Raw genomic sequence first — 23702 nt, 5'->3', positions numbered from 1 at the left:
ACCGTAAACCTTCACGAAAAGGCTTACGGTTTTTTTATCTCTGATAACAGACAAAACGCCAGGTTTTTTCAATCACCTTCGTCGCAAACTGGAAAACCTGGCGTCGTCATCTATTCTTAAAGGGCAAGGCGATTTAGCCTGCATTAATGCCAACTTTTAGCGCACGGCTCTCTCCCAAGAGCCATTTCCCTGGACCGAATACAGGAATCGTATTCGGTCTCTTTTTATTTAGATTATAAATCAATGGGTTATGTGTTTCCCCTCGAAATTCCTCGAAATTTCCTCGAATTTCTGTATTCCGGTCTTTTTGGTTATATCACATCCAAATCCAGTTTAACATTTCTTTTACAACAAAATCAGAGCATCACGTAAGCTTTATTATCGCGTTCATCGAGATAGAGTTTCGTGGTGTTCTCTGATGTGTGGCCCAGGAGTTTTTGGGCGAACACCTCGCCGTGCTCGTTTTTGTACAGCCGCCCGGCCAGACTTCGGATCTCGTGAAATGTCGGTGGATTATTGCTGAAGTTAACACCGGAGGCTTTTCTTGCTTTTACAAATGTCTTTGTCAATCCATCCGGATGAATATTCCCGGTCGGGCTATTTTTCCTGATTCCGGCACTGATCATGAAATCAGTGCGGCTTACAAGTCGGCAGCGATCGATTACCGTTCCCAGACGTAACCCCGTCGCCCGAAGTGTCAGGGAGAGGGGAATGGCTATTTTCATTCCGGTTTTAATCTGAGTGACGTATAAGCGGTTGTCAAAAACATCACTAAATTTCATATTTACGATATCCTCCCTACGTTGACCAGTAACGAGCGCTAAATCCATCGCGAGAGGGAACCATGCAGGCATATGCTCTGCTGCCGCTCGTGTGGCGTTATACGTTTCCAGTTGCAGGCGTTCCCTGGCCACCTTAATCTCTGGTATCCGGGTTGCTTCCACCGGGTTTTTCACAATATGCCCTTCGACAATAGCCTCTCTGAACATGTCAGATAGAACTGATCTCATTGCTCCCGCCATAGTGTTTTTTCCCTCGGTTATCCACGACTCAAGAAACTTGGCAATGTGCCGGGTTGTTACTTCTGCCAGTATTATTTCTCCCATTTTTTCGCGTACGGTCGCTAATTGATTACTGCGAATCTTGTAGGTATTAACCGACAGATTCCGGCGCTGTAATAAAACCTCATAGCGATCAATCCATGCGGACACAGTGAATGAGTCCGTTCCTTTTAGTTTTTCAATAAGCGCCACTGGCGTGTGGTTTTGCGCTATGAAGTTGTACCTGATCCACCGTCCGTTGTAATTTCCTGTCCTGTATCGCCAGCCGTTTCCTGCTGGTTGCTCTCTTTCGGCGTTTCTCCATCTCTTTCTGTTCTGGCTTCCGTTTTTTCGGTCTGGTTTGAGGGGGGCAGGAATAGCGCTGATACATCGAAAGTCCCGTCCGCGTTTCTGGTGACAGCCTCCGGCTCTGCTGCTGGTTGTTTTCCCTCCGGCACCACTTCTTCTTTTTCACCCTGATTTGAGGCGCTGTAATTGTTATGAACCCACCTCGGATCGTTCGGGTCGCTGATGTCTTCGACATATTCACCGCGCGCGGCTGCCAGTTGTTTACCAACATCAACCGGGTTTTTGGGTGGAATGTTTTTACGTGCTTCGTGCAGTTCTGCCCGTATTTTCTGGTAGCCTGCTTCTGTCTGGCTTACAGGTGGTTCATTCTCCAGCGGCTGTGGGTCCGGATGATGTTCAGTTGTGTCCTGTTCCACTGCTTCAGGCGTTGCTGGTTCATCTGCCAGTTCGCCTGTCGGTTGCTGTTTTTCTTCATCACACTGAAATCTCCCTGCCTCAATATCCCGCAGACATTTGCCCGCCTGACTAAGCCTTGCTGCATTTTCTTCATGGGTTGTTGGGGTGTTATCAGGCACATATTCGTACCAGTCCGGATCGCGAACGCCATGAACGGCAAGAAAGCTTTCGCACCACGTTCGGCGAAGATCAGGATTACCGGGCTGGAGAATTACACCAGATGTGGCGTTGCACTGAAACTGGATCTAGTGGCGAATCCAGGACAGCTTGAGCTAGAACGTCATGCCGCCCGATCCGCAGCGTGGCTTTTTGTGACTAAAGGGTGTCTGAAATATTCCGGCGACCTGGTACGTGTTACGCAGATCATCAACGGAGGGTAGAACGGCATCGGTGATCGGCGGGAGCGCTTTGAGAAAGCAAAATCGGTGCTGGTATGAATCTGTTATCTGCTCTTCTGAAAAGATACTGGTTGCAGCTGGTGTTTATTTTGCTGATGGCTGGTGCGTTTATCGCCGGTAATGTCTGGAGTGACAGGGGCTGGCAAAAAAAATGGGCAGATCGCGACAGCGCTGAATCCTCTCAGGAAGTCAACGCCCAGACCGCCGCCCGTATTATTGAACAGGGCCGCGTTATTGCCCGTGATGAGGCTGTGAAAGATGCACAAGCGCAAGCCGCTAAATCTGCTGCCACTGCTGCTGGCCTGTCTGCCACTGTTAGCCAGCTGCGTACCGAAGCAAAAAAACTTGCCACCCGCCTGGACGCCGCAAAGCACACCGCAAATCTTGCCGCTGCCGTCAGAAGCAAAACAACCAACGCCGACGCCAGAATGCTTGCCAACATGCTCGGAGATATTGCAGAAGCAGCTAAACATTATGCTGGAATCGCTGACGAGCGCTACCGGGCAGGAATGACGTGTGAACGAGTATATGATTCGGTGAGAGAGTCAAATAATTACAGGAGGCATTGAAACTCCCCCTGTAATATTGCTGTAAAAAAGTGACTACATATCATCAGATGGAACCAGATGAATAAGAACAGGTTTTTCACCAGATGAAACTGATAAGTACTCACTCAGTTTTGATATAGCTGAAATCTGTCTGAATAACCTGTCGGGGTGCTGGAATAACAACTTTCCGGAAATTCTTCTGCAATGGATTTTACTTTTAGTGACCATTCGCCTCCTTATCTGTAGAGGTGGGTAACGAATTTAAAAAGCATTCTGCTTACTTAGGGGGAACATCCTGATGACTGCCTGCAATATTGCAAATTCCATTTTCATTGTATGAACCACCTGAATCAAGGCACTCATCTTCCATCAGGAATTTCTGCGACCACATACCTGCATAAAAAACGATAATAATGGCTACGATAATAGTGATGATATTTTTCATTTATGTTCTCTGTGTGTTGTTATTGAAAATGATAATCAATATCGCAAAATGAAATAAATAATCATTAAGTGGTAGTTGTTGATAATTGTTCGCATTTTAAAAAGGTACTCCCGGCGGGGCGGCCTGCCACGGGGCGGCAGCGGCGCGGGATTTGGCGCATTTTTGATTTTTCATGCATCATCATCATGTTGTAACTCTCTGTTTTAATGTAATTTATTTTTAAAAGATGATGGTTTGTATGTTTTTTGTTCATTATATTTTGTTTTTCCGGGGGAGGGCGCGCTAAGAAACAGCCCCAGAGGTAAAAATGGACGGCGAACTGAAGAACCTCAAATGCAATATCAGTCAGCTTGCCGCTATTACAGGGTTACATCGACAGACGGTTGTCAGTCGCCTCTCGGGCGTTCCCCTGGCACTGGGAAGCAATGAAAAAAACAAGCTGTATCTCCTGACGGATGTGATCCGCGTACTGATGGAAACGCCCGTTTCCCAGGCTGCTGAACATCAGGACCCGAATAAAATGACTCCAAAAGAGCGTAAGAACTGGTTTGACTCCGAAAAGGGGCGTTAATACCACGGGCAATCATACTAACCAGTTCGGCGGTTATATCAATTCATACTGGGGAGATTCCAATCACACTTCATTTCAGCTAGGAGGTGGTGCGTGGACACAGGCCGCTGGCGACCATGCGCATACAGTTTATATCGGAGGACACGAGCACACCATGTATATCGGTCCACACGGACACGTCGTTATTGTGGACGCAGACGGTAATGCGGAAACCTTTGGTCTTATGGACGGCGGTGTGGATGCTGCTATTACGGCATATTTCGGGTCGCAATTACAGGAACGGGTACAGCAAAATATCATCCGTGAATACCTGGGGGAACAGCCCGTCGGCACCGCCTTTGTTATTGAAACGGGTAACAGTAAACATCCGTGGCTGGTTCCCGCCCCGACGATGCGCGTTCCGCTGATTATTGACGGCACCGACGCGGTTTATAATGCAACACGGGCTGCGTTACTGGCAATTTTTCAGCACAATAAAAGCGCCGGAGAAGACCGGAAAATTACATCTGTTGCATTACCTGCAATGGGGGCCGGATGTGGTCAGGTCCCCCCCGGACAGCGTCGCCCGGCAAATTGTACTGATATAGCCCCTCCTGATATTCCCTCCAGTCATATTGCTGTTTTTGACGCTGAAACCCAAACGTGGAGTCTGCAGGAGGATCACCGCGGCGAGACGGTTTACGACACAACAACCGGCAATCAGGTTTATATCTCCGATCTTGGTCCGCTACCTGAAAACGTCACATCAGTTTCACCAGGTGGTGGATACAAAAAATGGGATAGTAAGGCTCAGGTCTGGATGAATGATGAAGCTGCGGAGGCCGCAGCCAGACTTCGTGAAGCTGAAGGAACGAAAAACAGACTCCTGCAAATAGCGTCTGAAAAAATCGCGCCGTTACAGGATGCAGTGGATCTGGACGAAGCAACCAATAAAGAAAAAGCTTCTCTTCTGGCATGGAGAAAGTACCGGGTACAGGTAAACCGTGTTGATACTTTAAAGCCTGTCTGGCCGGAGAAACCAGCCAGTAGTTTATAATTTGTCAGGAAAGCTCAGGCCTTATTTATAGCAAATATGAAGAAGGCCTGTCTGTCATAACTGATATGGTTACTGGCTAGTATATTAAATTTATACTCAATAACCTCTACACATTTTAAACCAATCTTCAGGGAAGGGTATGCCAGCAGGCCAAAGATTACACCACTTTTGAGGCATTGGCTTAATTGTTTCTTCTTTTTTATGATCTTGAGAGTCTGCCGCTATTGTAAGAGCAGGATATAGTGAAGATGGTAATATTAAAACCATTGCTAAAAATACGCTCTTGACGTGTTTCATAATATGTTACCTGTTAAATTGTGGCACACTATCCTTACGGTTACAGCATCCTTTACTATAGATATTAAACGTTATTCATTACCATCAGGTGAGTAAATAAAAACCATTTATAAAATATTTAACTTAAATAAAAATGATAAGCACTATTATATTTTATTTCCAATGTAAATTAATTCATGTGAAAGTGATTTCATGTGCTTTTCAAATCATGGCTGGCTCGCTCCCCCGGAGGAACAGGCCAGTTAACATTATCAGGAGTGTTTGTTATATCAATCAACTTCACTTCATTCTTGTAAGCCAGCCACACTAACAGTTTTGATCCTGTCCGCGTATTGTGGACACAGCCTTAAGCGAGGTTCTGGTTTTCAAATTGTTCCGGACTGAGATCGCCGCAGACCCTGATGGCACAGGCTGGACGCTATCGTTTTTACATTGTACCTCAGGCCCCAGGTTCACTTCCTCAGCAAGCCGGGGCGCACCGTAGCGCTGTTTTGCCTGGCTGAAGGCCTCTCTTACGACATTGTCGCACTCTTGGCGGAACTGCTGGTGGGTATTAACGACTGTGCGCCTTGTTTGCCAATGCCGATTCCGAACTCATTCTGACGCCGATCATCATTGCCGTGTTGCTCGCGCCTGGTTTCAGCAAAAGCACCACGCTGGCTATACTGCATTTCTTTTTCCGCAGGGAGAAGTGAGTAAATGAGTATGGAAATGGAGCTTTCCCTATAATGGCGGCTGAAGCTAATCATGTGTCATGTATTGCAAATGTCAAAGTGATAAATAAAGTTTCAACAGTCTGTGTTTTTTGTGAAAACGACTCGCTATGGTGCTAACCCTATATGAGGGACTGATTGAACATCAGATATATCCCGGCTTATTTAATACTGCTTACTATGAGGGTAATAATATGTTTTCTCTTATTAAATCACGTAAAGTTTTATTCATAACAACTCTTCTGCTGTTGTCGTCTGCTGCCTAGCCAGCGTTCGCCCTGGGGTGCATAGGGGACGGTGGTAGCACTGCAGACTGTGCAAAGGTTTGTTCCCTGGCGGCAGGTTTAGGCCCCCTTGGTTTTCTCATTTGCTTTTAATGTCTGAGAAGTGGTTATCCTGAGCCTTTCCTGTTCATGTAGTGAAGGCCCATTCAGAACATCATATTTAAACTATCGTAATGGAACAAAGAGTTACTTTAAAGAGCTCTTTGTTCCTTTAACCTTGATGAAGATGGTCAACGTCTGGTTTTACAATTCCGATACAGACAGGATAGCTGCTATGTTTGTTATCCATCTGGAAGGTTATCTGGCTGATAGCATCAAGCGCCAGTTGTGGCCATTGCTTCAGTACCCAGTGTGCCACTACAGTGCCACTACATTGGTGGCCGTAGGCCAAAACTGACGCCGGAGCAATGGGCGCAGGCAGGGTGCCTTATTAGGGCAGGAGTACCGCGACAGCAGGTAGCGATTATTTATGATGCGGGGCTGTCGACGCTGTACAGAAAATTCCCTGTGTTAGGGTAATGCAGTATTTCCACGGTGCGTGCCACCCAAATATGTGCTGTGGATGCTTTATAGGGTGTGCCATTTTTGTGTCAAACATGGTGAAGCATCATTCTATTTCTAACATCATGTGCCATTGAGTTGAGCAATGTGAATGCGGAAATGTGTATTTGAAACAGTTAGTTAAATGTGATTCTACTAATTCGTAATGCGAAGGTTGTAAGTTTGATTCCTGTTATTGCAACATTTCAATGTTACTGTAACTTCCGTGTTAGCCCATAACCATTCCAATTTCTACAAGACAGGTGCTTGCTATATATTTACCAATCAGTCATTTTAAAAGTGCGTCATAACCGGAGAACTGTCCTCGTCAGGAGGCCTGTTTTCAGAAAGGCAATATCCTGTTTCGACAGTAGCTTATATGTGACCGGGTTAGCAGCACATTCCCCTCCGCCACATTCCAGTACAGTTGAAATAAGGTTGGCAGTAATCAGTAACAGAAATACCCAACCGACAATACTGAACAGGTCCGGATTAATATTCAATGAACGAAATGCAACATTCATGCTACTGATTGCCAGAATTACCGCAACAGCAATAATAATCAGAATTGACGTAATCAGAGTCCAGGTATAAAAGTGTAATCCAAAAAATGCAGAACCATATCCTGTGTCACCGGGCATGATATGCAAACATATTTGCCGGGATGCCATAACTCCGGTCAGGATACTGCCAATAATTACCATCCCGTAATGTATACCTCGTAGACCAAAGCAGAGGTTAAATAAAAAGCCAAAACCGGCGATGATGAGGCCAGCCCGCTGTAATAAGCAAATTGGACAAGGCAGCTCATGCCTGACGAGTTGATAATAAAAGGCTACAACCAGAGCAACGCATATCCCAAGGAGTCCCACCTGATTAATCAGATGAACAAATGTTGTTGGATGATGATGCGTTTTCATACACACTCCTTAAAATGACAAAGTCAGCGAATTGGTCATATGATGAATGAATGATAAAATAGTGACGATGAGTAAAACGGCCCACAGAATGTAGCTGACTTTATCCTTTCTGTTTATGGCCCCCATTGCCACGCTCAGTGCAAGCAAGAATGGCAGAAACATGAACATAAAAAACTCCTTTATTACATTGCTTGTTAATATAATCGCTGTGTATTACCGGGTCTGTATTCCAGCTTATCCACCCCGCATTAGCCGGAGCTCAGTAAGGCATCAGGAATTATTTGCGTTATTATAAATCGATTATTTCTGTGATGAGTTATCCCGGCATCTGCTGGTTACAGGGAGATTTCTGGCGACAAGAGTAAGAAATATCCCGATAACTAATGGTATAATAAGCAGCATTGAGTGTGTTGAAATAGCATATCCATAAATATAGTCTTCCAGACTTACCGCAATCAGCGGAAAGATAAGAAATACAAGCGAAGCCTGGAAGGCATTAGCCTTTTGCTGAAGCGCAAAGTAGCACAGGATACCAAAAACTCCGGCAAAAGCCCCGAGATACAGGGTAGCTAATATTGAGTGTACTGAGAAGGTTGATACTTGTGGTCTTTCAAAAAACCATCCTGTCGCAGAAAGTATCAACCCAGCTAAAAGGCACGGGAGCGCATTAAATGTGATAACAGAGACAGTACAACTTCTTTTCTTACATTGTGTATATATTATGGCATGGATTAACACAGCAGAAATAAGCGCAGTGATACCCTGCCAGTGACTCTCTGTACTTGTATTCGTTTCTTCAAGAAGTATCCCCGTCAATGCAGTGATTGCGATAGTTAAGCCCGCGATCTGCATTAGTTTCGCTTTTTCATTTAGAAACAAAACCGATGCTATCAAAACGGCCACAGGCATATTCGCAAAGATAATGGCGGCAAGCCCAGAGTTGACATAGGTTTCACCATAAATCATTAGTGAGAAAGGAATGCAAAAATAAAAGATGCATATCACAAACTGGAATAATCGTTGTCCGGGAGGAAACAACAGTGTTTTTTTTCTTAACCATGCAATGATGATTAAAAAAGGTGCTGCAAACATAAACCTCATTCCGGTTGCAAACACTGGAGGGATAGTTTCAACGGCAATTCGCATGGCCAACCATGTAGTCCCCCAAGTCAGTGAAACTAGCATGAATAATATAGATATCGACACCTTGCGCATAAGATCCTCTCCGTAAAAAAATTAATTTAGCTTTTTAGCTAGAAAAAAGTAGCGTTTTCTTCACTGTGTTTTTTATATGTTTAGATAAAAATTTCTCTATCAGAAGACGCAGTTATGCTGAATGAGAAAAATAATAAATGACTCAGGCTGTTACCACACGATTGTCCACTGCGCCTGTAAGACCTGGCAGCAGTTGTCGATTTAATGTCTATTCTTGCTGGAAGGCATAAAACGCCTTGAAGATGAAGAGCTCATCATTAGTCGGGTCCCTTGTTGAGCCAGGACAAGTTTAACTTATCGCTTTCAACCCTTACGATGATAAATGATCTTATCCACCCATAATGGACATACGGCTAAATGAGTAAATTCTCAAGTAAGAGGCAGGATCTGTATCAACCAGTAAGAAGCCCCAGAAACAGCACCGGCTGAATTCCGTCAGGAAGCTCTGAAACTCGCTGAATGTACGTTGCCCGCGAACGATTGTTAATCAGCGCCATAGCAAGAATAATTGTTTGTTTCACAAGGAGATAGAAAAAACTATAGCTTTGCGCCGGGGCGGAGGCAGGAGGAGATAACTCGTTGTAATAGAATGTTTTTATATGGCGACCTTAAGAGAAATGCTTTCGCCTCGGTATACCACCCGCTATGAAGACCTGCTTCAGGTTAAGTGGCAGGTTTATCCCGATTTTCACATTCCTGATGTGATGGAACCGCAGCCACATCGTATGCAAGAACGGGCTGCGGCAAGCTGGCGATCGTTCGATAGTGCGAGTATTGAATGGTTGCCAGTTGCGGCGGATTTTACTTGTTCAAGATGACTAACCAATGTGTTTAATCTGAAACTAGCCACCTGTTCAACTTTTCGCGATCGCTTTTGTTGGCATCACTATTAAGCCTTCGTCTACATGGGTATTTGGCATCGGGAGTCCCCCAATGGAAGAGGGGAGTGATGTATTGGGCAGTTAATTTGTTTGGTCGGGGGATTTATACGCAAAATGGCCCGAAATATGTCCGAATTAAAACGTAAAAAGTGATAACTAATTGAATCTATTAGAATCAAAAATAACATATTCCAATCGTTAAAATCACTTAATTAATATGTAACATTATGAATTTAAAGAGAAATATCAATGGTTGCCGTAAGCGGGAATCGTATTCGGTCTCTTTTTTTCTTATAAATCAGTTGCTTATGATCAATAATCCGAAATTTCCGAAATTTCCGAAATTTTCCAGAATTTCTGTATTCCGGGCTTTTTCGTTATATCAGATCCAAATCCAGTTTAACATTTCTTTTACAGCAAAATCAGAGCATCACGTAAGCTTTATTATCGCGTTCATCGAGATAGAGTTTCGTGGTGTTCTCTGAAGTATGTCCCAGGAGTTTCTGAGCAAACCCTTCGCCGTAAGCGTCTTTATACAGTCGTCCGGATAAGCTGCGGATCTCGTGAAACGGCGGTGGGTTTTCACTGAAATTTATTCCGGTCAATTTTCGTGCCGCAACAAATTTTTTAGTCAGGCTATTAGGATGAATACTCCCGTTCGGGCTGTTTTTGCGTATGCCAGCGCTGATAAGGTATTCGCTACGGCTTACCAGGCGGCAACGCTCAATCACCGTACTGAGGCGTAAACCCATGGAAGGAAGGTTGAGCGAAAGTGGCAGAGCGATTTTCATCCCGGTCTTGATTTGCTTAACGTACAGTCGCTCATCAATAATGTGACTGAACTGAGACTGTAAGTAAAATTGTGTAATTGCCTGTCTTTGATATGTTCACTCCAGTAACGGAGACAGGCAATTATGGACGAAAAGAAACTCAAAGCCCTTGCGGTTGAACTGGCTAAAGGCCTTAAAACCGAAGCCGACCTCAATTCGTTTTCCCGTATGCTGGCGAAATTAACCGTCGAAACGGTGCTCAATGCGGAGCTGGCTGACCACCCCGGGTATGAGAAAAATGCGCCCAAAACAGGCTCAAACACCCGTAATGGCTACTCGTCCAAAACGGTGTTGTGCGATGACGGCGAGATAGAACTCAACACACCGCGTGACCGTGAAAACACCTTCGAACCACAGCTGCTTAAGAAGCACCAGACGCGCATTACGCAGATGGACAGCCAAATTTTATCCCTCTACGCCAAAGGCATGACTACCCGCGAAATCGTCGCCACCTTCAAAGAGATGTACGACGCCAATGTGTCACCCTCGCTGATATCTAAAGTCACCGACGCCGTAAAAGAGCAGGTCACTGAGAGGCAAAACCGGCAACCGGATGCGCTGTACCCCATTGTTTATATGGACTGCATTGTCGTCAAAGTCCGTCAGAATGGCAGCGTAATCAACAAAGCCGTCTTCCTGGCACTGGGTATCAACACCGAAGGCCAGAAAGAGTTACTGGGTATGTGGCTGGCCGAAAATGAAGGCGAAAAGTTCTGGCTAAGCGTGCTGACGGAGCTGAAAACCCGGGGCGTTCAGGACATCCTGATTGCCTGTGTGGATGGTCTGAAGGGTTTCCCGGATGCGATAAACAGCGTCTTCCCGCAGCCCCATATCCAGCTGTGCATTATCCATATGGTGCGTAACAGTCTGAAATACGTAGCCTGGAAAGGCTACAAAGTCGCCACCAGCGGCCTCAGGCTCCGACCGAAGAGGCGGCACTGATGGCGATGGATGCGTTCGCGAAAGCCCGGGACGATAAATATCCGCAAATCAGCAAAAGCTGGCGTGCGCACTGGGAAAACCTCAATACGCTCTTCAGTTATCCGCCGGATATCCGCAAGGCCATCTACACCACAAACGCAATCTAATCCCTGAACTGCGTGATCCGTGCCGCGATTAAGAAACGCAAGGTGTTCCCGACGGATGACTCAGTACGAAAAGTTATTTATCTGGCGATCAAGGATGCGTCAAAAAATGGAGTATGCCGATCCAGAACTGGCGGCTGGCGATGAGCCGTTTTATTATCGAGTTCGGTGACCGCCTGAGCGATCACCTTTAATAACTGGGCAGTTACACAGAATTACTGACAGGCTCATTCTTTTGTGTTGCGCCTCTCTGTTTCTATTGTTTTAGATAGCCATGAGAGCTCCGTTGCTGAGAATTTTAGTCGTGGGGTTCTTTCTTCTGCACCGGGTGGGCGCATTTCATAACTGCAGGACCATCTGCTGAATACTGTATAGCTCTGTATATCGCATGTTGTTGAGGTCAGTGTGCAATTCCTCGGTACTGGCTTGTCCTGTATAGGGCTGGAGATTTCTGGGCAATGTCCTTTTGGACCTGAACATATGTTTTTGATTGAAAATGGCATCGTGTTTTATCCTTTACACTGTGAAATGTTGTTTTGTGCTCTTCTGTTGTGATTGGTGATGTGACGGGATCGTCCATGCACCCTTCCTTTTATTGACGGCGTATCAGTCCATTGATGCCATGCTTGCTTAATTTGTCCAGCATCAGCAAGCCGTCGTTTTCTTTCTGCTGCAATTCAAGCAACTTAAACCGTATTTCGTTAAGTAAAGGTTTAATAACTCCGCGCTTGCGAACCACCTTTTTGATAACGTCTTTTTCGAAGTATAAACGGCAGAAATGATTTTCATAATTCGCCTATACTCTTCACCCAGCGCTGGCAAATCTTCAACGCTGAAAGGCTGGGGAGAAGGGCGTCCAGTTGCTGAACGGAGAGCGAACCATACGCCCTGATTCCACGTGTTATCAAACTTCATACCGTGGTTATCATCCAGACAAGGCGCTTGAGGTTGCTCATGTCTTTTGGGGAAAGAGGTTCGGTGGTGGGTACTGGATATCCTGGATCGGGAAGTGGGTTCCACTGGTGCCAAATACAGGGGGCTGGTAAACCGGGTGGATACCTCAAATCCTGACAGGCCAGAGCACCAGCCTGATAAAATCGTATTACTGATTTCTAACCAGTGGCACATTAATTGTACCAGCTCAGACTCCAACTGACAGTTTGCTTTAAGCGAGTAGCGGACGTGACCTGCCCCCAGGAGTAAAAACAAACTTTCTATTGATACATTTAATTAACTTATTTATAACGTTATATTCCAAATACAAACTTGTTCAATTGGGCATGTATGGACATTCAAATCACACATCAAGTTACTGAATTTGATAAAGAAGAACTATTAACCGGATTAAGAAGCTACAATGCTCAGTTCGTCGATTTTAGTAAAAATGGGCAGCTTGGGGTCTACTGCAGAAACGAAAGCGGCGAAATGGTAGGCGGATTAATTGCTGACAGAAAAGGTCCGTGGCTCTGCATCGACTATCTTTGGGTAAGTGAATCTGCAAGGAACTGCGGTCTGGGGAGCAAACTTATGGCGATGGCCGAAAAAGAAGGTTTGCGGAAAGGCTGTGTTCATGGACTTGTAGATACCTTTAGCTTCCAGGCTCTCCCTTTTTATGAAAAACAGGGGTATATACTTCAAATGTCGCTACCGGACTTTCCTAAAGTAGGTTCGCAAAGGCATTATTTAATTAAGCCCGGTTTATAGCTTTGCTGCATTTGAATACCCATAGCTTTATGAAAGCTGTAATCAGGTAGCTTTAAAATATATCGTATTGTTGGCCTGTACACACCATGATCAGCGTCCGCTTCTGGCACAGGGCGGACAGTCAGATTAGGTTTGGCGCTGTGCCATAGATATGTCAGCTCACATTTGAGCTAATACCCCCTGGCACGGCTAGAGGTACTCAGACAGCCGCTTGTAGGCGGCATGGTACGGATACAAAAACATATAGCGCTGTTATATAAACTGTAAACTGGGCTGTGCGTATAATACGAATCTTTCACTCAGAGAAACCTGCTGACAGCGTTAGTACTCCATTAATTAATTTTATACTAAATCTCTGTGGTATGGCGCAGGCGTTTAGAAGACAGTTCAATTGCGATCTGCTAGCTGGGATTTCGTCGCGCCGCTCAAAAATGCACAGAGTTTTTCACCCGCCGTCAATGGCTCAATGGGCGTTTTTCCGAGGGCGGTCTCAGTCATGACGATGGCAGGACCAATAAGCATGGACCATACTTCACTCGCGTCTTGCTCAAGCGATGTGAAGGCAAGGAACAGTGTTTTATCTGAAGGAAAGCGGTGCTGAGTATTAAAAAGTTTCAGCCAGGCGCGGGACTGCCGGTCGGCCTGTGCTGATCGCGTGCCGAAGCGGAGTACTCTTTTTAGTATGGCGATACCCACAATGCCTGGCCCCAGAATAAAGGGACTCCCGACGTTTATGGTGACGCCGACCCCGAGAAAAACGAGGGCGAATGACAGCACGTTATCTACTCTTCTGGCAAGAGTACTGTATAGCTTTTCCAGAGAGTACCGGTAAAGAATTTGATAACTGATTTCATCCTTGCTCATACATCTCCAGATGTTTTTTCGATTACGCTCCGGTATGCTCCCGGAATCCTGACAGATTCTGCAATTATGCCACACTTCCTGGAGGGTATTAATTAGATAGAATATAAATAGAAGGCAAATATTTTGAGCTTTTAGTCGATATCGCTTTGAATATCATTTCTCCTGCACCAGGAGATGCTGTTGTCGAGAATCGTGTCAAACGTTGCTGCGTCGGTCGGACTGCACAGGGTAACTCTCGCAGTCAGACTCTCATTATGGTCTCTAAATTGGATAACCCGCAGTCGTAACACGCCGGATGTCACGACTGACGCTATTATTACCCTGGCTTGTTAAAGCGGCATGACCACATTTTCTATATATAATAATTGGTTGTCTTTCGACCAGTATTGTCGAGTTTTTTGGTTTAATTCAACAATCCATTTAAAAACGCCTGCCGTTGCCAGATCAGTACAGTATTTTTCATAGGAATGCTCCCCCGAAAAGTGTTTAGCTGAAATCAATTTTATTAATTGCGTATTCGGTGTTGAATTGACTTTAATCAGCTTTCTATTGCTTTTAATAGAAATGAAGTGGCCTGCATGAGTGATAATTTTCACATTGCCGGTAGCAACAAAATAGATGTAATAAGCGATATTATTATATTCCAGATCGATTAGAAATGCGTTGAAATTTGCATCCTTTCTGACGCGCTCGAAAAAGTGGTTAAGCATAAGCTGTAATTCCATTTGTTAACCTATTGTAAGTTATAATGTTATATGTTGTGTTAGAGTATTGTTGCTTAAAAGCAGCCATACAGATATGTTACCTAAAAGCAATAATAATCACCTGGTATCATATAGTTTACGTTATGATTGGAATAGTGTTGCAATTGTTACTGATTATTTCTCGTAGCGCGTTTTTTTGACCACTAATAGATGCGTCAATCCATTTCATTTGTAGTTTTTCTGAACGTCATGAAAAGTCATAATATATAAAAATCAGTTAATTAATTGATGTTTAGATAAGGATTACAGTGACGGAGAGGTTTGGCGTGGCGACTTTATAGGTTTTGAAAAAGCGGCTAACTCGCTGGCAGGATAATTGGTAGCCAGCCTGCGAATGGGGGCAAAATCGTAACAACATCAGCATAAATAATAATATTCATGAATGTTTTATGTGACGCAGTAGTTGAATTGAAGTGATGTTTTACCTGTTCAGGATTGTCCCGATAAAAATGTTCCTCGATAAAAGTCGATCACCTTGCGCCGAAAAAAAACAGGCTAAGTGACAGAAGAACAAAATCCATCAGGAAAATAAAATTTATAAATATCAATGAGTAAAAATGGTTGTGGAGAAGGTGGCTATTTTTTGAAAGCAAGAAATATAAACAAAGTGTAGCTATGCATAGTTATCTAAAAGGAGAACTACCGTGACTAACATAACACTATCCACCCAGCACTACAGAATCCATAGAAGTGACGTTGAACCAGTAAAAGAAAAAACAACGGAGAAGGACATTTTTGCAAAAAGTATTACTGCCGTTAGAAATAGCTTTATCAGCCTGTCGACGAGTCTGTCAGATCGTTTTAGCCTGCATCAACAAACAGACATACCGACTACCCATTTTCATCGTGGGAACGCTTCTGAGGGTAGGGCGGTATTAACCAGTAAAACTGTTAAAGATTTTATGCTGCAAAAGCTCAATAGTCTGGATATCAAAGGTAATGCGAGTAAAGATCCGGCCTATGCTCGTCAGACATGCGAAGCCATATTATCAGCCGTGTACAGTAATAATAAAGATCAATGTTGTAAATTACTCATCAGTAAAGGGGTCAGTATTACCCCCTTTTTGAAAGAGATAGGAGAGGCTGCGCAGAATGCGGGGCTACCTGGGGAGATAAAAAATGGCGTATTTACTCCAGGTGGGGCAGGGGCGAATCCTTTTGTCGTCCCCCTCATTGCTTCCGCGAGTATTAAATATCCGCATATGTTTATAAATCATAATCAGCAGGTATCTTTTAAAGCGTATGCTGAGAAAATCGTTATGAAAGAGGTTACGCCGCTGTTTAATAAGGGGACGATGCCAACGCCACAACAATTTCAGTTAACTATAGAAAATATTGCGAATAAGTATCTTCAGAATGCCTCCTGATGGTAGTAAATACAATACTGCTATTAACCATATGAATTAATAGCAGATTTTCTGAAACTATATATTCGTTTTTATGGCGACGCTTTTAACAAAACGTCGTCATCTTTATTTTAATATAAAAATCAAATGGATAACCTTAAAACTTAAAATAATTGTTATTACTCTAAATACCTGCACAACCAGACAGCTTTTTTTGTAACGCTGCGTGTTGTTAAGTCTATGATACCCGCGCACGGATGATGTCTCGATAAGGATTAATGGTCTGTTAACTGTCAGGAGAGGTTATGCCGCCTTTAAAAAAAATTGTGCTGCGCCTGTTTGTGGGGGCGATGGTCGCCACGGTAACGACACCTGCATTGGCGCTGGTTTGCCTTGAGGATCACTCCGCTAAAGAGTGTGCTATATCGTGTGCTGAGGCGATGTGGTTTATGTTTCCGATATGTTTTTAAGGAGGAAGAGTATTGAAGGTGAACAGGCGATAGTGAGTAGCTCGCTGCGCCAGGGGATAACCCTCCCCTGGCGCAGCCAGTTATATTTTATTGCGATGATAACAAAGCATTTACTCGCTAATGGTGAAATTCGCTATTTACAACAGCGCACGCTTACTAAGCAAAAAAATCTGCACACGCTATCTTTTTATATCTGTCCTGGATAATGAACGACAGGAAAAACATGATGCGGCCTGAAGAGATTTATCAGCGAATAGAGGCAAAGAATTGGCGGCATGTCTGGGTGGTTGGCGATATTCACGGCTGTTTTTCAATGTTAATGAAAAGGTTACGTGAGTGTCGATTTGATCCGCAACAAGACTTGTTAGTTTCTGTGGGCGATCTCATTGATAGAGGCCCGGACAGCCTGGGCTGCCTGGCTTTACTGCGTGAGTCCTGGATGACGGCGGTTCGCGGCAATCATGAACAAATGGCGCTGGATGCGCGGGCCTCATCGCAGTCGACGCTGTGGTTGATGAATGGTGGCGACTGGTTTACCCGCCTGACGGCTGAACACGCTGCGCAAGCTGAAGCGCTTTTTATTCTTTGTCAGCGGCTGCCCTGGATACTGGAAGTTCGTTGCCGCCATAGCACGCATGTGATCGCTCATGCAGATTATCCCGCGTCAACCTATCAATGGCAAAAAAAGGTCGACTTACATCAGGTTCTCTGGAGCCGCGAACGGCTCATAAATAAGCGCGGCGGGATTAGCGGAGCCGATCATTTTTGGTTTGGCCATACGCCGTTGCGTCGGCGCATGGATTTTGCCAACGTACACTATATTGATACGGGCGCGGTATTTGGCGGGCAATTGACGTTAGCGCGGATACAATAGCGGTATCAGCGACCAGGGTTAAAAATCGCTATATTGCTGCGCAGGTCGCCAGAAGCCGTCGATAAAATCCTCTACCGGAAAACAGCCGCCATGGCGAATCCGTTGATCGTCCATCGAATAAAGACAATGCTGCTCGGTATCGTAGATGTCCACGACAATATCCTCGCATCCTCCATCCAGGTAACATACAAAAAGTACCAGCGCGAACATTACATCCTCAATGTTAACTACTTTACACGATAGTGTAGGAGAGGTTAGCGCAGGGGGGAAATGAGAAAAGGAAGAATAAATAACCCGCCTGGCGACGGGTTCTTTTTGAGTCAGGCAAGACGCATGACCCAGGCATCAGATTTAGGATCGTAATGAGTACGGAACAAAACGGAATGTTCCCCGTTGAGAATGGCGGGAACGCTGGTTTCGGCATCCCAGGCGTCCAGTTGCATACATAAATCCGGATCGGATTTACAGGGGATTGTTAACGTTCGCTCCCCCGGCGATTCGCCATGTAATTCGGCATCGTCGATTTCAAAAGCGCCAATGCGCACACTGGTTTTCATCATCGTGCTCTCCGTTAATACGCTAATTGTGGTACGACCAGTTTAGCCGTCCATTTTTCAGCGTAGTCAACGTAGGCAAAAGCGCCAGTCAAAAAGTGCGGTTTTTTTGTGCGCCTTTTAACTATTACCAGTAAAGAGTTTGCCATCACGTACCAGTTCACGCGGGTAACTGTTCTTTATTCTGGCGCCGATACGTTTTGCCAGACCAAGTGGCTGATGCTGGAACGTCACCAGGACATCATCAGCGGCAGGGGGTGTTTGCGGATAAATATCCCGACCGCGATACCACTCCTCCGCCTCTTGCACAGAAAGTTCGAACGCGTGAGCATGAGTCGGGCAGGCAAGGGCTATCGTCGCCTCATGTTGCCAGCGATAGCCTTTATTATGACTTTCGGCCAGCTTAATGCCGAGCCGGGAAAAACGGACTTTTCCGATCAGTGATTCAATCTCTGCCGGGAACAGCCAGACCTCTTTTTCACGCTGCCAAAGATGGAGATTTTCATCCCATAACAGTCCGACGGCGTTGGCCGCCTGGGTAACGTGTAATGCTTCGCGGCCTTTGAGGGGGGTAAAAGGAAACGCCCCCACTTTATACCCCGGCGCGGGCATGGCTGGAAGGGATGACATTTTACGCAGACGTGCGACGAAGAATCCTTCGCAGTCGTAAATTTGCGGGAAGACGTGCAGGAAGCCTTCCGGGGTGAGGGCGCGGTCAGCGTCAGGAAACAGATCACCCAGCGGCAAAAATTCAACGGCGTCGGCGTAGGTCTCTTTCAGCCAGAGGCAGACCGCTTCGTTTTCCTGGCGATTTAACGTGCAGGTGGAGTAGACCAGCGTGCCGCCGGGTCGTAAAGCATGAAAAGCGCTGTCGAGCAGTTCCCGCTGTGTCGCCGCGATATCCAGATTGCTTTCTGGCGACCAGTTTTTTAGCGCATCAGGATCTTTACGTACTACGCCTTCGCCAGAGCAGGGCGCATCCAGCAGGATAGCGTCAAACATCTCCGGTAACGCAGCGCCAAATACGCGGCCATCGAAATGCGTCAGTGCGGTATTGGCGATTCCACATCGGCTGATATTAGCGTGCAGAACTTTGACGCGGCTGGCCGAAAATTCGTTGGCCAGAATGGCGCCGCGGTTCCCCATGCGGGCAGCGATCTGCGTGGTTTTGGAGCCAGGCGCCGCTGCCATATCCATGACCCGCTGCGGATGATTATCATCGGCGAACAGGGCCGCGACCGGCAGCATCGAACTGGCCTCCTGAATGTAAAACAGGCCGCTTAAATGCTCAGCGGTACTGCCAAGCGGCAATGCCTCTTCATCATCGCGCTCGATCCAGAATCCTTCATGACACCACGGAATTGGCGTGAGCGACCAGCCGTAGGGCGCGATTAGGGCAAGGAAATCAGCCACGGATATTTTAAGCGTATTGATGCGTATACTGCGGCGCAACGGGCGTTGGCAGGCCGAAATAAATTCATCAAAAGAGAGCGTGGAAGGCATTGCTTCACGCATTTGCGTCAGAAAAGCGTCAGGAAAATAGACAGCGTGTTGAGCCACAGGTGTATCGCCGGCAAAAAAACAGGCGCGCAGTGTAGCATAAAACGCTCCGGCGCGAGTACGCCGGAGCCTGGTGTTTAACGTGGCAGAGCGGTGCCCCATTCACGCCACTCTTTCGGTTCGCTCTCTTGTAACAGGAAATGCTTACCGGCTTGCGCTTTTGGCGCCAGCGGCGTACCTGGTGGAGTAGCGAAGGCGATACCGCCACGGATGAACTGATTAAATGTCCCCGTTTTCACCACGCCGCCTGTCAGACCAAAGTCGAGACTATAGCCGGAGGCAAGCCAGAATACGGAGTTATTCCGCACCAGATATTGGTAACGCTTACTGATACGCAAGGTGATCATCACCCGATCGGAGAGCGACCCCAGGGACATTCCGGTGACGGTTCCCACTTCGATACCGCGGAACAGGACGGGTGTACCAATATTAAGCGAGCCTGCTTCTGGCGCCTCCACGACGATGCTTAACCCATCCAGATAGCGTGAGTCGGTAATCGTGGCTTCCTGCAGTTCAAAGTCGCGCCGTGCCGCGCCGCGTCCTGGCTCAACGTTAATATAGGGCTGGAGAATCGTATCCAGATGCTCGACGCCCGCCGCGGAAATTTGTGGCGTGATAACGGAAAAACGTGTCCCGGCGCGGGCAAATGTCTGTACATACTCCGGATAAAGTACGGCTTTTGCCTGCACTTCATTACGTGCGGTGATCAATTCCAGCGTCTGGATCTGGCCGATATCAATACCGAGGTAACGAATGGGCATCCCTTCCGCCAATTTTCCGGCGTCGAACGCGTGCAGCGTAATTTGTCCGCCTACCGCGCGGGCGGAGGTTTCTGAAGCATAAAGAATGCGTTTATCGCCTTTGCGCCGGCTGGCGCTGGCGCCGCTCAGGTTATCAAAACTAATGGCCCCTTTCAGCGCGCGGGAGAGTGGCGAGGCCTGTACCGTTAGGCCGCTGCCGTTAAGTTGCACTTTCGCGCCGCCTTCCGCCCAGAACACGCTATTGCTGGTTAACAGGTGGCGATACTCCGGCTTAATATGCAGGTCGATGTCAAAGGTATTGGCGCGTGGGCGAACGGTGATGACTTCGCCTACTTCAAATTTTCGATACAGCACGACGGAACCTGCCTGGACATCCGGCAACGTTTCGGCCGTCAGCGTTAAGGTGGTAGTCGGTAAGTCACTGAGGCTATTTTCCAGCGCTTTTTCCAGGTTAGCATAGAGCGGGTAGGTGGATTTCATCTTCCCGCTCGTACCGGGTAAAATACGAATTCCGCCGTCAATCCACTCGCTGGCGCTGGCGCCGAGGAACTCTACGCCGTCAAGGCCAACTTTGACATCCACCCGGCTGTTAACCACGAATTTACTGTCGCCCTGTACCAAATCCCGGTGCTGCGGTTCAATCGCGACGATGAATGACACGCCTTTACTGGATAAGTTGCGCTCAATGACCTGGCCAATTTTTACGCCATGTAAAATTAACGGCTGGCCCGGTTCGATGCCGTAACTTTCCGGGGCCGTCAGCGTCAGGGTTAAGGCATTCGCCTCATGCAGCAGGGCTTTTTCACCCGGCACCACCACAAATTCACTGCGCGGTTCGCCGTCGCCCGGCACCAGCTCGAAGGTTTTTCCGGTTAACAACGAACTGATATTCGCGTCACTTAGCGACAGTTTGGGATTGCGTAACTCAATACGCGTATTTTCCCGCATCAGCGGAACAACGCTGGGATCGACGGTCATCTCTCCGGTGACTTTACCGCCAGGGTTGAGCGTCAGTTTAGAAAGCTCACCCACCTCCAGTCCCTGGTACATTAGCGGCGTAGATTCCGCTTTCAGACCGTCTCCGCTGGGCAGCTCAAGTTTAACGATTACCCCTCGTTGGCTGTGGGCTAAATCTTTATATAAGCCGAACGTGTCATCCTGGGCGGCGGGTTTGGAATTGTCCGGTGAGTCAAACGCAATCGCGCCATTGACCAGGGCCGCGAGGCTCTCCAGTTTCACCTTCGCGCCGCTCAGGCTTAGATCGGCGTCAATGCCGGAGACATTCCAAAAACGGCTGCCTTTTTTCACCAGATCGGTAAACCGTCGCTCAATCAGAACGTCAATCGTCACGCCCTGTTTGTTAGGGTTAATCGAATAGTCATACACCCGTCCGACAGGGATTTTACGGAAATAGACCAGTGAACCGCTATTAAGCGAACCGAGATCCGGCGCATGGAGATGAATCATCAGATCGCCGTTGCTAAGCCGGTATTTAGGCTGTGTATCCAGGGCGACGAAATGATCTCTGGGCTTGCCTTTACCTGGCATCATACCGATGTAATTCCCGCCGACCAACGCATCCAGGCCGGAAACGCCCGCCAGCGAGGCTTTGGGCGTCACCAGCCAGAATTGCGTCTCTTCGCGCAACGCATCTTCCATATCTGATTTGATACTGACGCGAACTTCAATTTTGCGCAGATCTTTGCTCAGACTGACATCTTCCACGGTGCCGACTTCTACTCCCTGATAACGCACGGGAGTACGGCCCGGTACGATACCGTCCGCCGACATAAAATCGATAGTCACGCTATTGCCGCGATCCTGGTAGCTATCCCATACCAGCCACCCCGCGATCATTAGCGCGATAAGCGGTAGCAGCCAGAAAGGTGAAATACGGCGTTTGGTTTTAATTTGCGCTTCAGTCTTCGAAGCGGGCGTTTCCTGACTCATGTGCATCCCAAAGTAAGCGGCTATCCAGCCATTCCACTGCAAGAATAGTCAAAATTACCGCTGCGCCGAAATAAAACGCAGCCGGTCCCATAGTAAAAGCCAGAATCTGATCGCGATTAATCAGAGACATGGTTAACGAGATAACGAAAAGATCAAGCATCGACCAGCGGCCTATCCATGTCACCAGACGCAGCAACAGAATTCGCGTCCGCAGTCCCTGTTGGCATTTAAAATGGATACTCAACAGTAGCGTAAACATCACGATGACTTTGGTAAACGGCACCAAAATACTGGCGATAAAAACGACGGCGGCGACGGCGATATTGCTGCTGGCAAGCGACATAATGCCCGACAGGATAGTATCTTCCTGACGCCCGCCATTAATGTAGATTACCGAGATAGGCAGCAGGTTTGCCGGCAGCAAAAAGACAATAGACGCCAGCAAGGCCGCCCAACATTTCTGTATGCTCTGTTTTCTGCGTAACCGTAGCGGAATATGACAACGCGGGCAGCGTCCTTTCGCATCCGGATAGCCGCTAAAGTGGCAGCCAAGACAGACGCGCAATCTTTCGTCCGCACGTTGAGCAGGGCGCTGCGGATAAAATCGTTCCCATAGTTGCTCCACATTCAGATGAATCATAGTCAGAATGCTAAGAACCACCAACGAGACGAACGCTAAAAGCCCGATGCCCGGCTGCAGAAAGGCATAGTCCTGCACTTTGATAGAGGCAACGCCAATACCGACCAGATAGATGTCCAGCATCACCCACTCTTTCAGTTTTTCCAGCATCAGCAGGACTGGACGCAGATTCATGCCGAGAAGGCTGCCAAACCACAGGTAAGCAATTGAAAAAACCAGAATAAGCGGCGCGCCCACCACGCAAAAGAGCACCATTGCGGCGGTTAACGGATCGCCCTGCTGCGTCATTTGCCAGATGCCGTGCATCACATTGGCATCAATGCGTACGCCCAACAGGTAGATATGGAGTAACGGTTCGCTCCAGGCAAACGGCATCAATAGCAGCATGGTTACCGCCATCGCGGTCAGCCGCGTCAGCGACCAGTCGCGCCCATCGCGAATTTTGGCCTGGCAACGAGGACAATAAGCGCTTTGATGAGCGCTCATCTCCGGCAAGCTGAACAGCATGTCGCATTCAGGGCAGCGCTGGTAGTGGCTGCGCGGCAGCGCTTCGCTAATTGACCTGATCGTTAGCTTTTTTGTTGGCGTGACGTGTGAGGTGTTCAGAGCCATGTATCGTGAATCAAAGTGTTAGAATAATGTAATCT

The 23702-nt window shown here is 47.0% G+C and carries 26 protein-coding genes, 1 pseudogene and 19 other annotated features; of the genes and pseudogenes, 11 read left to right on the top strand and 16 right to left on the bottom strand.

Annotation, left to right across the window (positions count from 1 at the left end; all coding sequences use genetic code 11):
* The first annotated feature begins 36 nt into the window (after window positions 1-36).
* Window positions 37-42: a ribosome-binding site (putative RBS for STM1872; RegulonDB:STMS1H002036), on the top strand.
* Window positions 37-160 (top strand): putative cytoplasmic protein gene (locus tag STM1872; protein ID NP_460829.1). Within the gene, window positions 41-160 belong to an annotated coding region; the region does not span the whole gene. Its footprint overlaps the feature before it by 6 nt.
* Window positions 161-356: 196 nt before the next feature.
* On the opposite strand, the gene STM1871 is transcribed toward STM1872, so the two are convergent.
* Together STM1871 and STM1870 are read right to left on the bottom strand one after the other, a co-directional pair.
* Window positions 357-1253: a putative phage integrase protein gene (locus STM1871; protein ID NP_448287.1), complete on the bottom strand. Its 897-nt coding sequence runs from the start codon at window positions 1251-1253 to the stop codon at window positions 357-359.
* Window positions 1254-1270: 17 nt separating this feature from the next.
* The gene (locus STM1870) for a recE-like protein (RefSeq protein NP_460827.1) occupies window positions 1271-1769 on the bottom strand. Within the gene, window positions 1271-1765 belong to an annotated coding region; the region does not span the whole gene.
* Window positions 1764-1769, bottom strand: a ribosome-binding site (putative RBS for STM1870; RegulonDB:STMS1H002035). Its footprint overlaps the gene before it by 6 nt.
* A gap of 128 nt (window positions 1770-1897) precedes the next feature.
* Here STM1870 and STM1869A point away from each other — a divergent pair.
* Together STM1869A and STM1869 are read left to right on the top strand one after the other, a co-directional pair.
* On the top strand, window positions 1898-2185 hold the full coding sequence (locus STM1869A; protein NP_460826.1) for a hypothetical protein: 288 nt from the start codon (window positions 1898-1900) through the stop codon (window positions 2183-2185).
* Window positions 2186-2227: 42 nt separating this feature from the next.
* Window positions 2228-2233, top strand: a ribosome-binding site (putative RBS for STM1869; RegulonDB:STMS1H002034).
* Window positions 2228-2772 (top strand): phage-tail assembly protein-like protein gene (locus tag STM1869; RefSeq protein ID NP_460825.1). Within the gene, window positions 2239-2772 belong to an annotated coding region; the region does not span the whole gene. It overlaps the preceding feature by 6 nt.
* Window positions 2773-3028: 256 nt before the next feature.
* Here STM1869 and STM1868A read toward each other — a convergent pair.
* Window positions 3029-3196 (bottom strand): lytic enzyme, encoded by a 168-nt coding sequence (locus tag STM1868A; RefSeq protein ID NP_460824.1) that lies wholly within the window; start codon window positions 3194-3196, stop codon window positions 3029-3031.
* A gap of 718 nt (window positions 3197-3914) precedes the next feature.
* Window positions 3915-3920: a ribosome-binding site (putative RBS for mig-3; RegulonDB:STMS1H002033), on the top strand.
* Here STM1868A and mig-3 point away from each other — a divergent pair.
* Window positions 3915-4803 (top strand): phage-tail assembly protein-like protein gene (gene mig-3 / locus STM1868; protein NP_460823.1). Within the gene, window positions 3922-4803 belong to an annotated coding region; the region does not span the whole gene. (Overlaps the previous feature by 6 nt.)
* A 96-nt stretch (window positions 4804-4899) precedes the next feature.
* Here mig-3 and pagK read toward each other — a convergent pair.
* Window positions 4900-5107, bottom strand: a protein-coding gene (gene pagK, locus STM1867) for a PhoPQ-activated protein (RefSeq protein NP_460822.1). Within the gene, window positions 4900-5100 belong to an annotated coding region; the region does not span the whole gene.
* Window positions 5102-5107: a ribosome-binding site (putative RBS for pagK; RegulonDB:STMS1H002032), on the bottom strand. It overlaps the preceding gene by 6 nt.
* Before the next feature lie 900 nt (window positions 5108-6007).
* Between pagK and STM1866 the strand changes: the two are divergent.
* Together STM1866 and STM1865 are read left to right on the top strand one after the other, a co-directional pair.
* Window positions 6008-6190: pseudogene (locus STM1866) on the top strand (pseudogene; in-frame stop following codon 23).
* A gap of 296 nt (window positions 6191-6486) precedes the next feature.
* Window positions 6487-6492, top strand: a ribosome-binding site (putative RBS for STM1865; RegulonDB:STMS1H002030).
* Window positions 6487-6616, top strand: a protein-coding gene (locus STM1865; protein NP_448280.1) for a putative cytoplasmic protein. Within the gene, window positions 6491-6616 belong to an annotated coding region; the region does not span the whole gene. (Overlaps the previous feature by 6 nt.)
* Before the next feature lie 326 nt (window positions 6617-6942).
* Here STM1865 and STM1864 read toward each other — a convergent pair.
* From STM1864 to STM1861, 4 genes are all read right to left on the bottom strand, one after another.
* Window positions 6943-7564, bottom strand: a protein-coding gene (locus STM1864) for a putative inner membrane protein (protein ID NP_460820.1). Within the gene, window positions 6943-7557 belong to an annotated coding region; the region does not span the whole gene.
* Window positions 7559-7564 (bottom strand) — a ribosome-binding site (putative RBS for STM1864; RegulonDB:STMS1H002029). It overlaps the preceding gene by 6 nt.
* Before the next feature lie 2 nt (window positions 7565-7566).
* Window positions 7567-7732 (bottom strand): putative inner membrane protein gene (locus STM1863; protein ID NP_460819.1). Within the gene, window positions 7567-7725 belong to an annotated coding region; the region does not span the whole gene.
* Window positions 7727-7732: a ribosome-binding site (putative RBS for STM1863; RegulonDB:STMS1H002028), on the bottom strand. It overlaps the preceding gene by 6 nt.
* Window positions 7733-7857: 125 nt before the next feature.
* The gene (gene pagO, locus STM1862) for a PhoPQ-activated protein (RefSeq protein NP_460818.1) occupies window positions 7858-8779 on the bottom strand. Within the gene, window positions 7858-8772 belong to an annotated coding region; the region does not span the whole gene.
* Window positions 8774-8779 (bottom strand) — a ribosome-binding site (putative RBS for pagO; RegulonDB:STMS1H002027). (Overlaps the previous gene by 6 nt.)
* Before the next feature lie 1296 nt (window positions 8780-10075).
* Window positions 10076-10444: a putative cytoplasmic protein gene (locus tag STM1861; protein ID NP_448276.1), complete on the bottom strand. Its 369-nt coding sequence runs from the start codon at window positions 10442-10444 to the stop codon at window positions 10076-10078.
* 117 nt (window positions 10445-10561) lie between these two features.
* Window positions 10562-10567, top strand: a ribosome-binding site (putative RBS for STM1860; RegulonDB:STMS1H002026).
* Here STM1861 and STM1860 point away from each other — a divergent pair.
* Window positions 10562-11425 (top strand): putative transposase gene (locus STM1860; RefSeq protein NP_448275.1). Within the gene, window positions 10568-11425 belong to an annotated coding region; the region does not span the whole gene. Its footprint overlaps the feature before it by 6 nt.
* A gap of 482 nt (window positions 11426-11907) precedes the next feature.
* Here STM1860 and STM1859 read toward each other — a convergent pair.
* Both STM1859 and STM1858 read right to left on the bottom strand, forming a co-directional pair.
* Window positions 11908-12048, bottom strand: a complete 141-nt coding sequence (locus STM1859; RefSeq protein ID NP_460815.3) for a putative cytoplasmic protein — start codon at window positions 12046-12048, stop codon at window positions 11908-11910.
* 165 nt (window positions 12049-12213) lie between these two features.
* Window positions 12214-12489 (bottom strand): putative cytoplasmic protein gene (locus STM1858; protein ID NP_460814.1). Within the gene, window positions 12214-12483 belong to an annotated coding region; the region does not span the whole gene.
* Window positions 12484-12489 (bottom strand) — a ribosome-binding site (putative RBS for STM1858; RegulonDB:STMS1H002025). Its footprint overlaps the gene before it by 6 nt.
* Window positions 12490-12852: 363 nt before the next feature.
* Here STM1858 and STM1857 point away from each other — a divergent pair.
* Window positions 12853-13272, top strand: coding sequence for a putative acetyltransferase (locus tag STM1857; protein ID NP_460813.1), 420 nt, complete (start codon window positions 12853-12855; stop codon window positions 13270-13272).
* A gap of 1193 nt (window positions 13273-14465) precedes the next feature.
* Here the strand turns inward: STM1857 and STM1856 are convergent.
* Window positions 14466-14872 (bottom strand): putative cytoplasmic protein gene (locus STM1856; RefSeq protein ID NP_460812.1). Within the gene, window positions 14466-14861 belong to an annotated coding region; the region does not span the whole gene.
* Window positions 14867-14872, bottom strand: a ribosome-binding site (putative RBS for STM1856; RegulonDB:STMS1H002024). (Overlaps the previous gene by 6 nt.)
* A 665-nt stretch (window positions 14873-15537) precedes the next feature.
* Window positions 15538-15543, top strand: a ribosome-binding site (putative RBS for sopE2; RegulonDB:STMS1H002023).
* Here STM1856 and sopE2 point away from each other — a divergent pair.
* From sopE2 to prpA, 3 genes are all read left to right on the top strand, one after another.
* Window positions 15538-16267 (top strand): TypeIII-secreted protein effector: invasion-associated protein gene (gene sopE2 / locus STM1855; protein ID NP_460811.1). Within the gene, window positions 15545-16267 belong to an annotated coding region; the region does not span the whole gene. Its footprint overlaps the feature before it by 6 nt.
* Before the next feature lie 276 nt (window positions 16268-16543).
* Window positions 16544-16549: a ribosome-binding site (putative RBS for STM1854; RegulonDB:STMS1H002022), on the top strand.
* The gene (locus STM1854) for a putative inner membrane protein (protein ID NP_460810.1) occupies window positions 16544-16716 on the top strand. Within the gene, window positions 16552-16716 belong to an annotated coding region; the region does not span the whole gene. It overlaps the preceding feature by 6 nt.
* 213 nt (window positions 16717-16929) lie before the next feature.
* Window positions 16930-16935, top strand: a ribosome-binding site (putative RBS for prpA; RegulonDB:STMS1H002021).
* The gene (gene prpA, locus STM1853) for a serine/threonine protein phosphatase (protein ID NP_460809.1) occupies window positions 16930-17590 on the top strand. Within the gene, window positions 16940-17590 belong to an annotated coding region; the region does not span the whole gene. (Overlaps the previous feature by 6 nt.)
* Before the next feature lie 18 nt (window positions 17591-17608).
* Here the strand turns inward: prpA and yebW are convergent.
* The 5 genes from yebW to yebS all read right to left on the bottom strand — a co-directional run bounded on the left by yebW (window position 17609) and on the right by yebS (window position 23675).
* The gene (gene yebW / locus STM1852) for a putative inner membrane lipoprotein (protein NP_460808.1) occupies window positions 17609-17809 on the bottom strand. Within the gene, window positions 17609-17800 belong to an annotated coding region; the region does not span the whole gene.
* Window positions 17804-17809 (bottom strand) — a ribosome-binding site (putative RBS for yebW; RegulonDB:STMS1H002020). (Overlaps the previous gene by 6 nt.)
* Window positions 17810-17910: 101 nt before the next feature.
* The gene (locus STM1851; RefSeq protein NP_460807.1) for a putative cytoplasmic protein occupies window positions 17911-18162 on the bottom strand. Within the gene, window positions 17911-18150 belong to an annotated coding region; the region does not span the whole gene.
* Window positions 18157-18162 (bottom strand) — a ribosome-binding site (putative RBS for STM1851; RegulonDB:STMS1H002019). Its footprint overlaps the gene before it by 6 nt.
* A gap of 102 nt (window positions 18163-18264) precedes the next feature.
* Window positions 18265-19718 (bottom strand): putative rRNA methyltransferase gene (gene yebU / locus STM1850; protein NP_460806.1). Within the gene, window positions 18265-19704 belong to an annotated coding region; the region does not span the whole gene.
* Window positions 19713-19718: a ribosome-binding site (putative RBS for yebU; RegulonDB:STMS1H002018), on the bottom strand. It overlaps the preceding gene by 6 nt.
* Window positions 19719-19781: 63 nt before the next feature.
* The gene (locus tag STM1849) at window positions 19782-22421 is read right to left on the bottom strand and encodes a putative inner membrane protein (RefSeq protein NP_460805.1); all 2640 of its coding nucleotides are present in this window, start codon (window positions 22419-22421) and stop codon (window positions 19782-19784) included.
* Window positions 22384-23675, bottom strand: a protein-coding gene (gene yebS / locus STM1848) for a putative inner membrane protein (protein NP_460804.1). Within the gene, window positions 22384-23667 belong to an annotated coding region; the region does not span the whole gene. The genes STM1849 and yebS overlap by 38 nt, the downstream gene beginning before the upstream one ends.
* Window positions 23670-23675: a ribosome-binding site (putative RBS for yebS; RegulonDB:STMS1H002017), on the bottom strand. It overlaps the preceding gene by 6 nt.
* Window positions 23676-23702: the final 27 nt, after the last annotated feature.

Source organism: Salmonella enterica subsp. enterica serovar Typhimurium str. LT2 (genome assembly GCF_000006945.2).
In the GTDB taxonomy this organism is placed as follows: domain Bacteria; phylum Pseudomonadota; class Gammaproteobacteria; order Enterobacterales; family Enterobacteriaceae; genus Salmonella; species Salmonella enterica.
The sequence above is the reverse complement of the archived record's forward strand: the minus strand, read 5'-3'. Positions and strand labels throughout refer to the sequence as shown.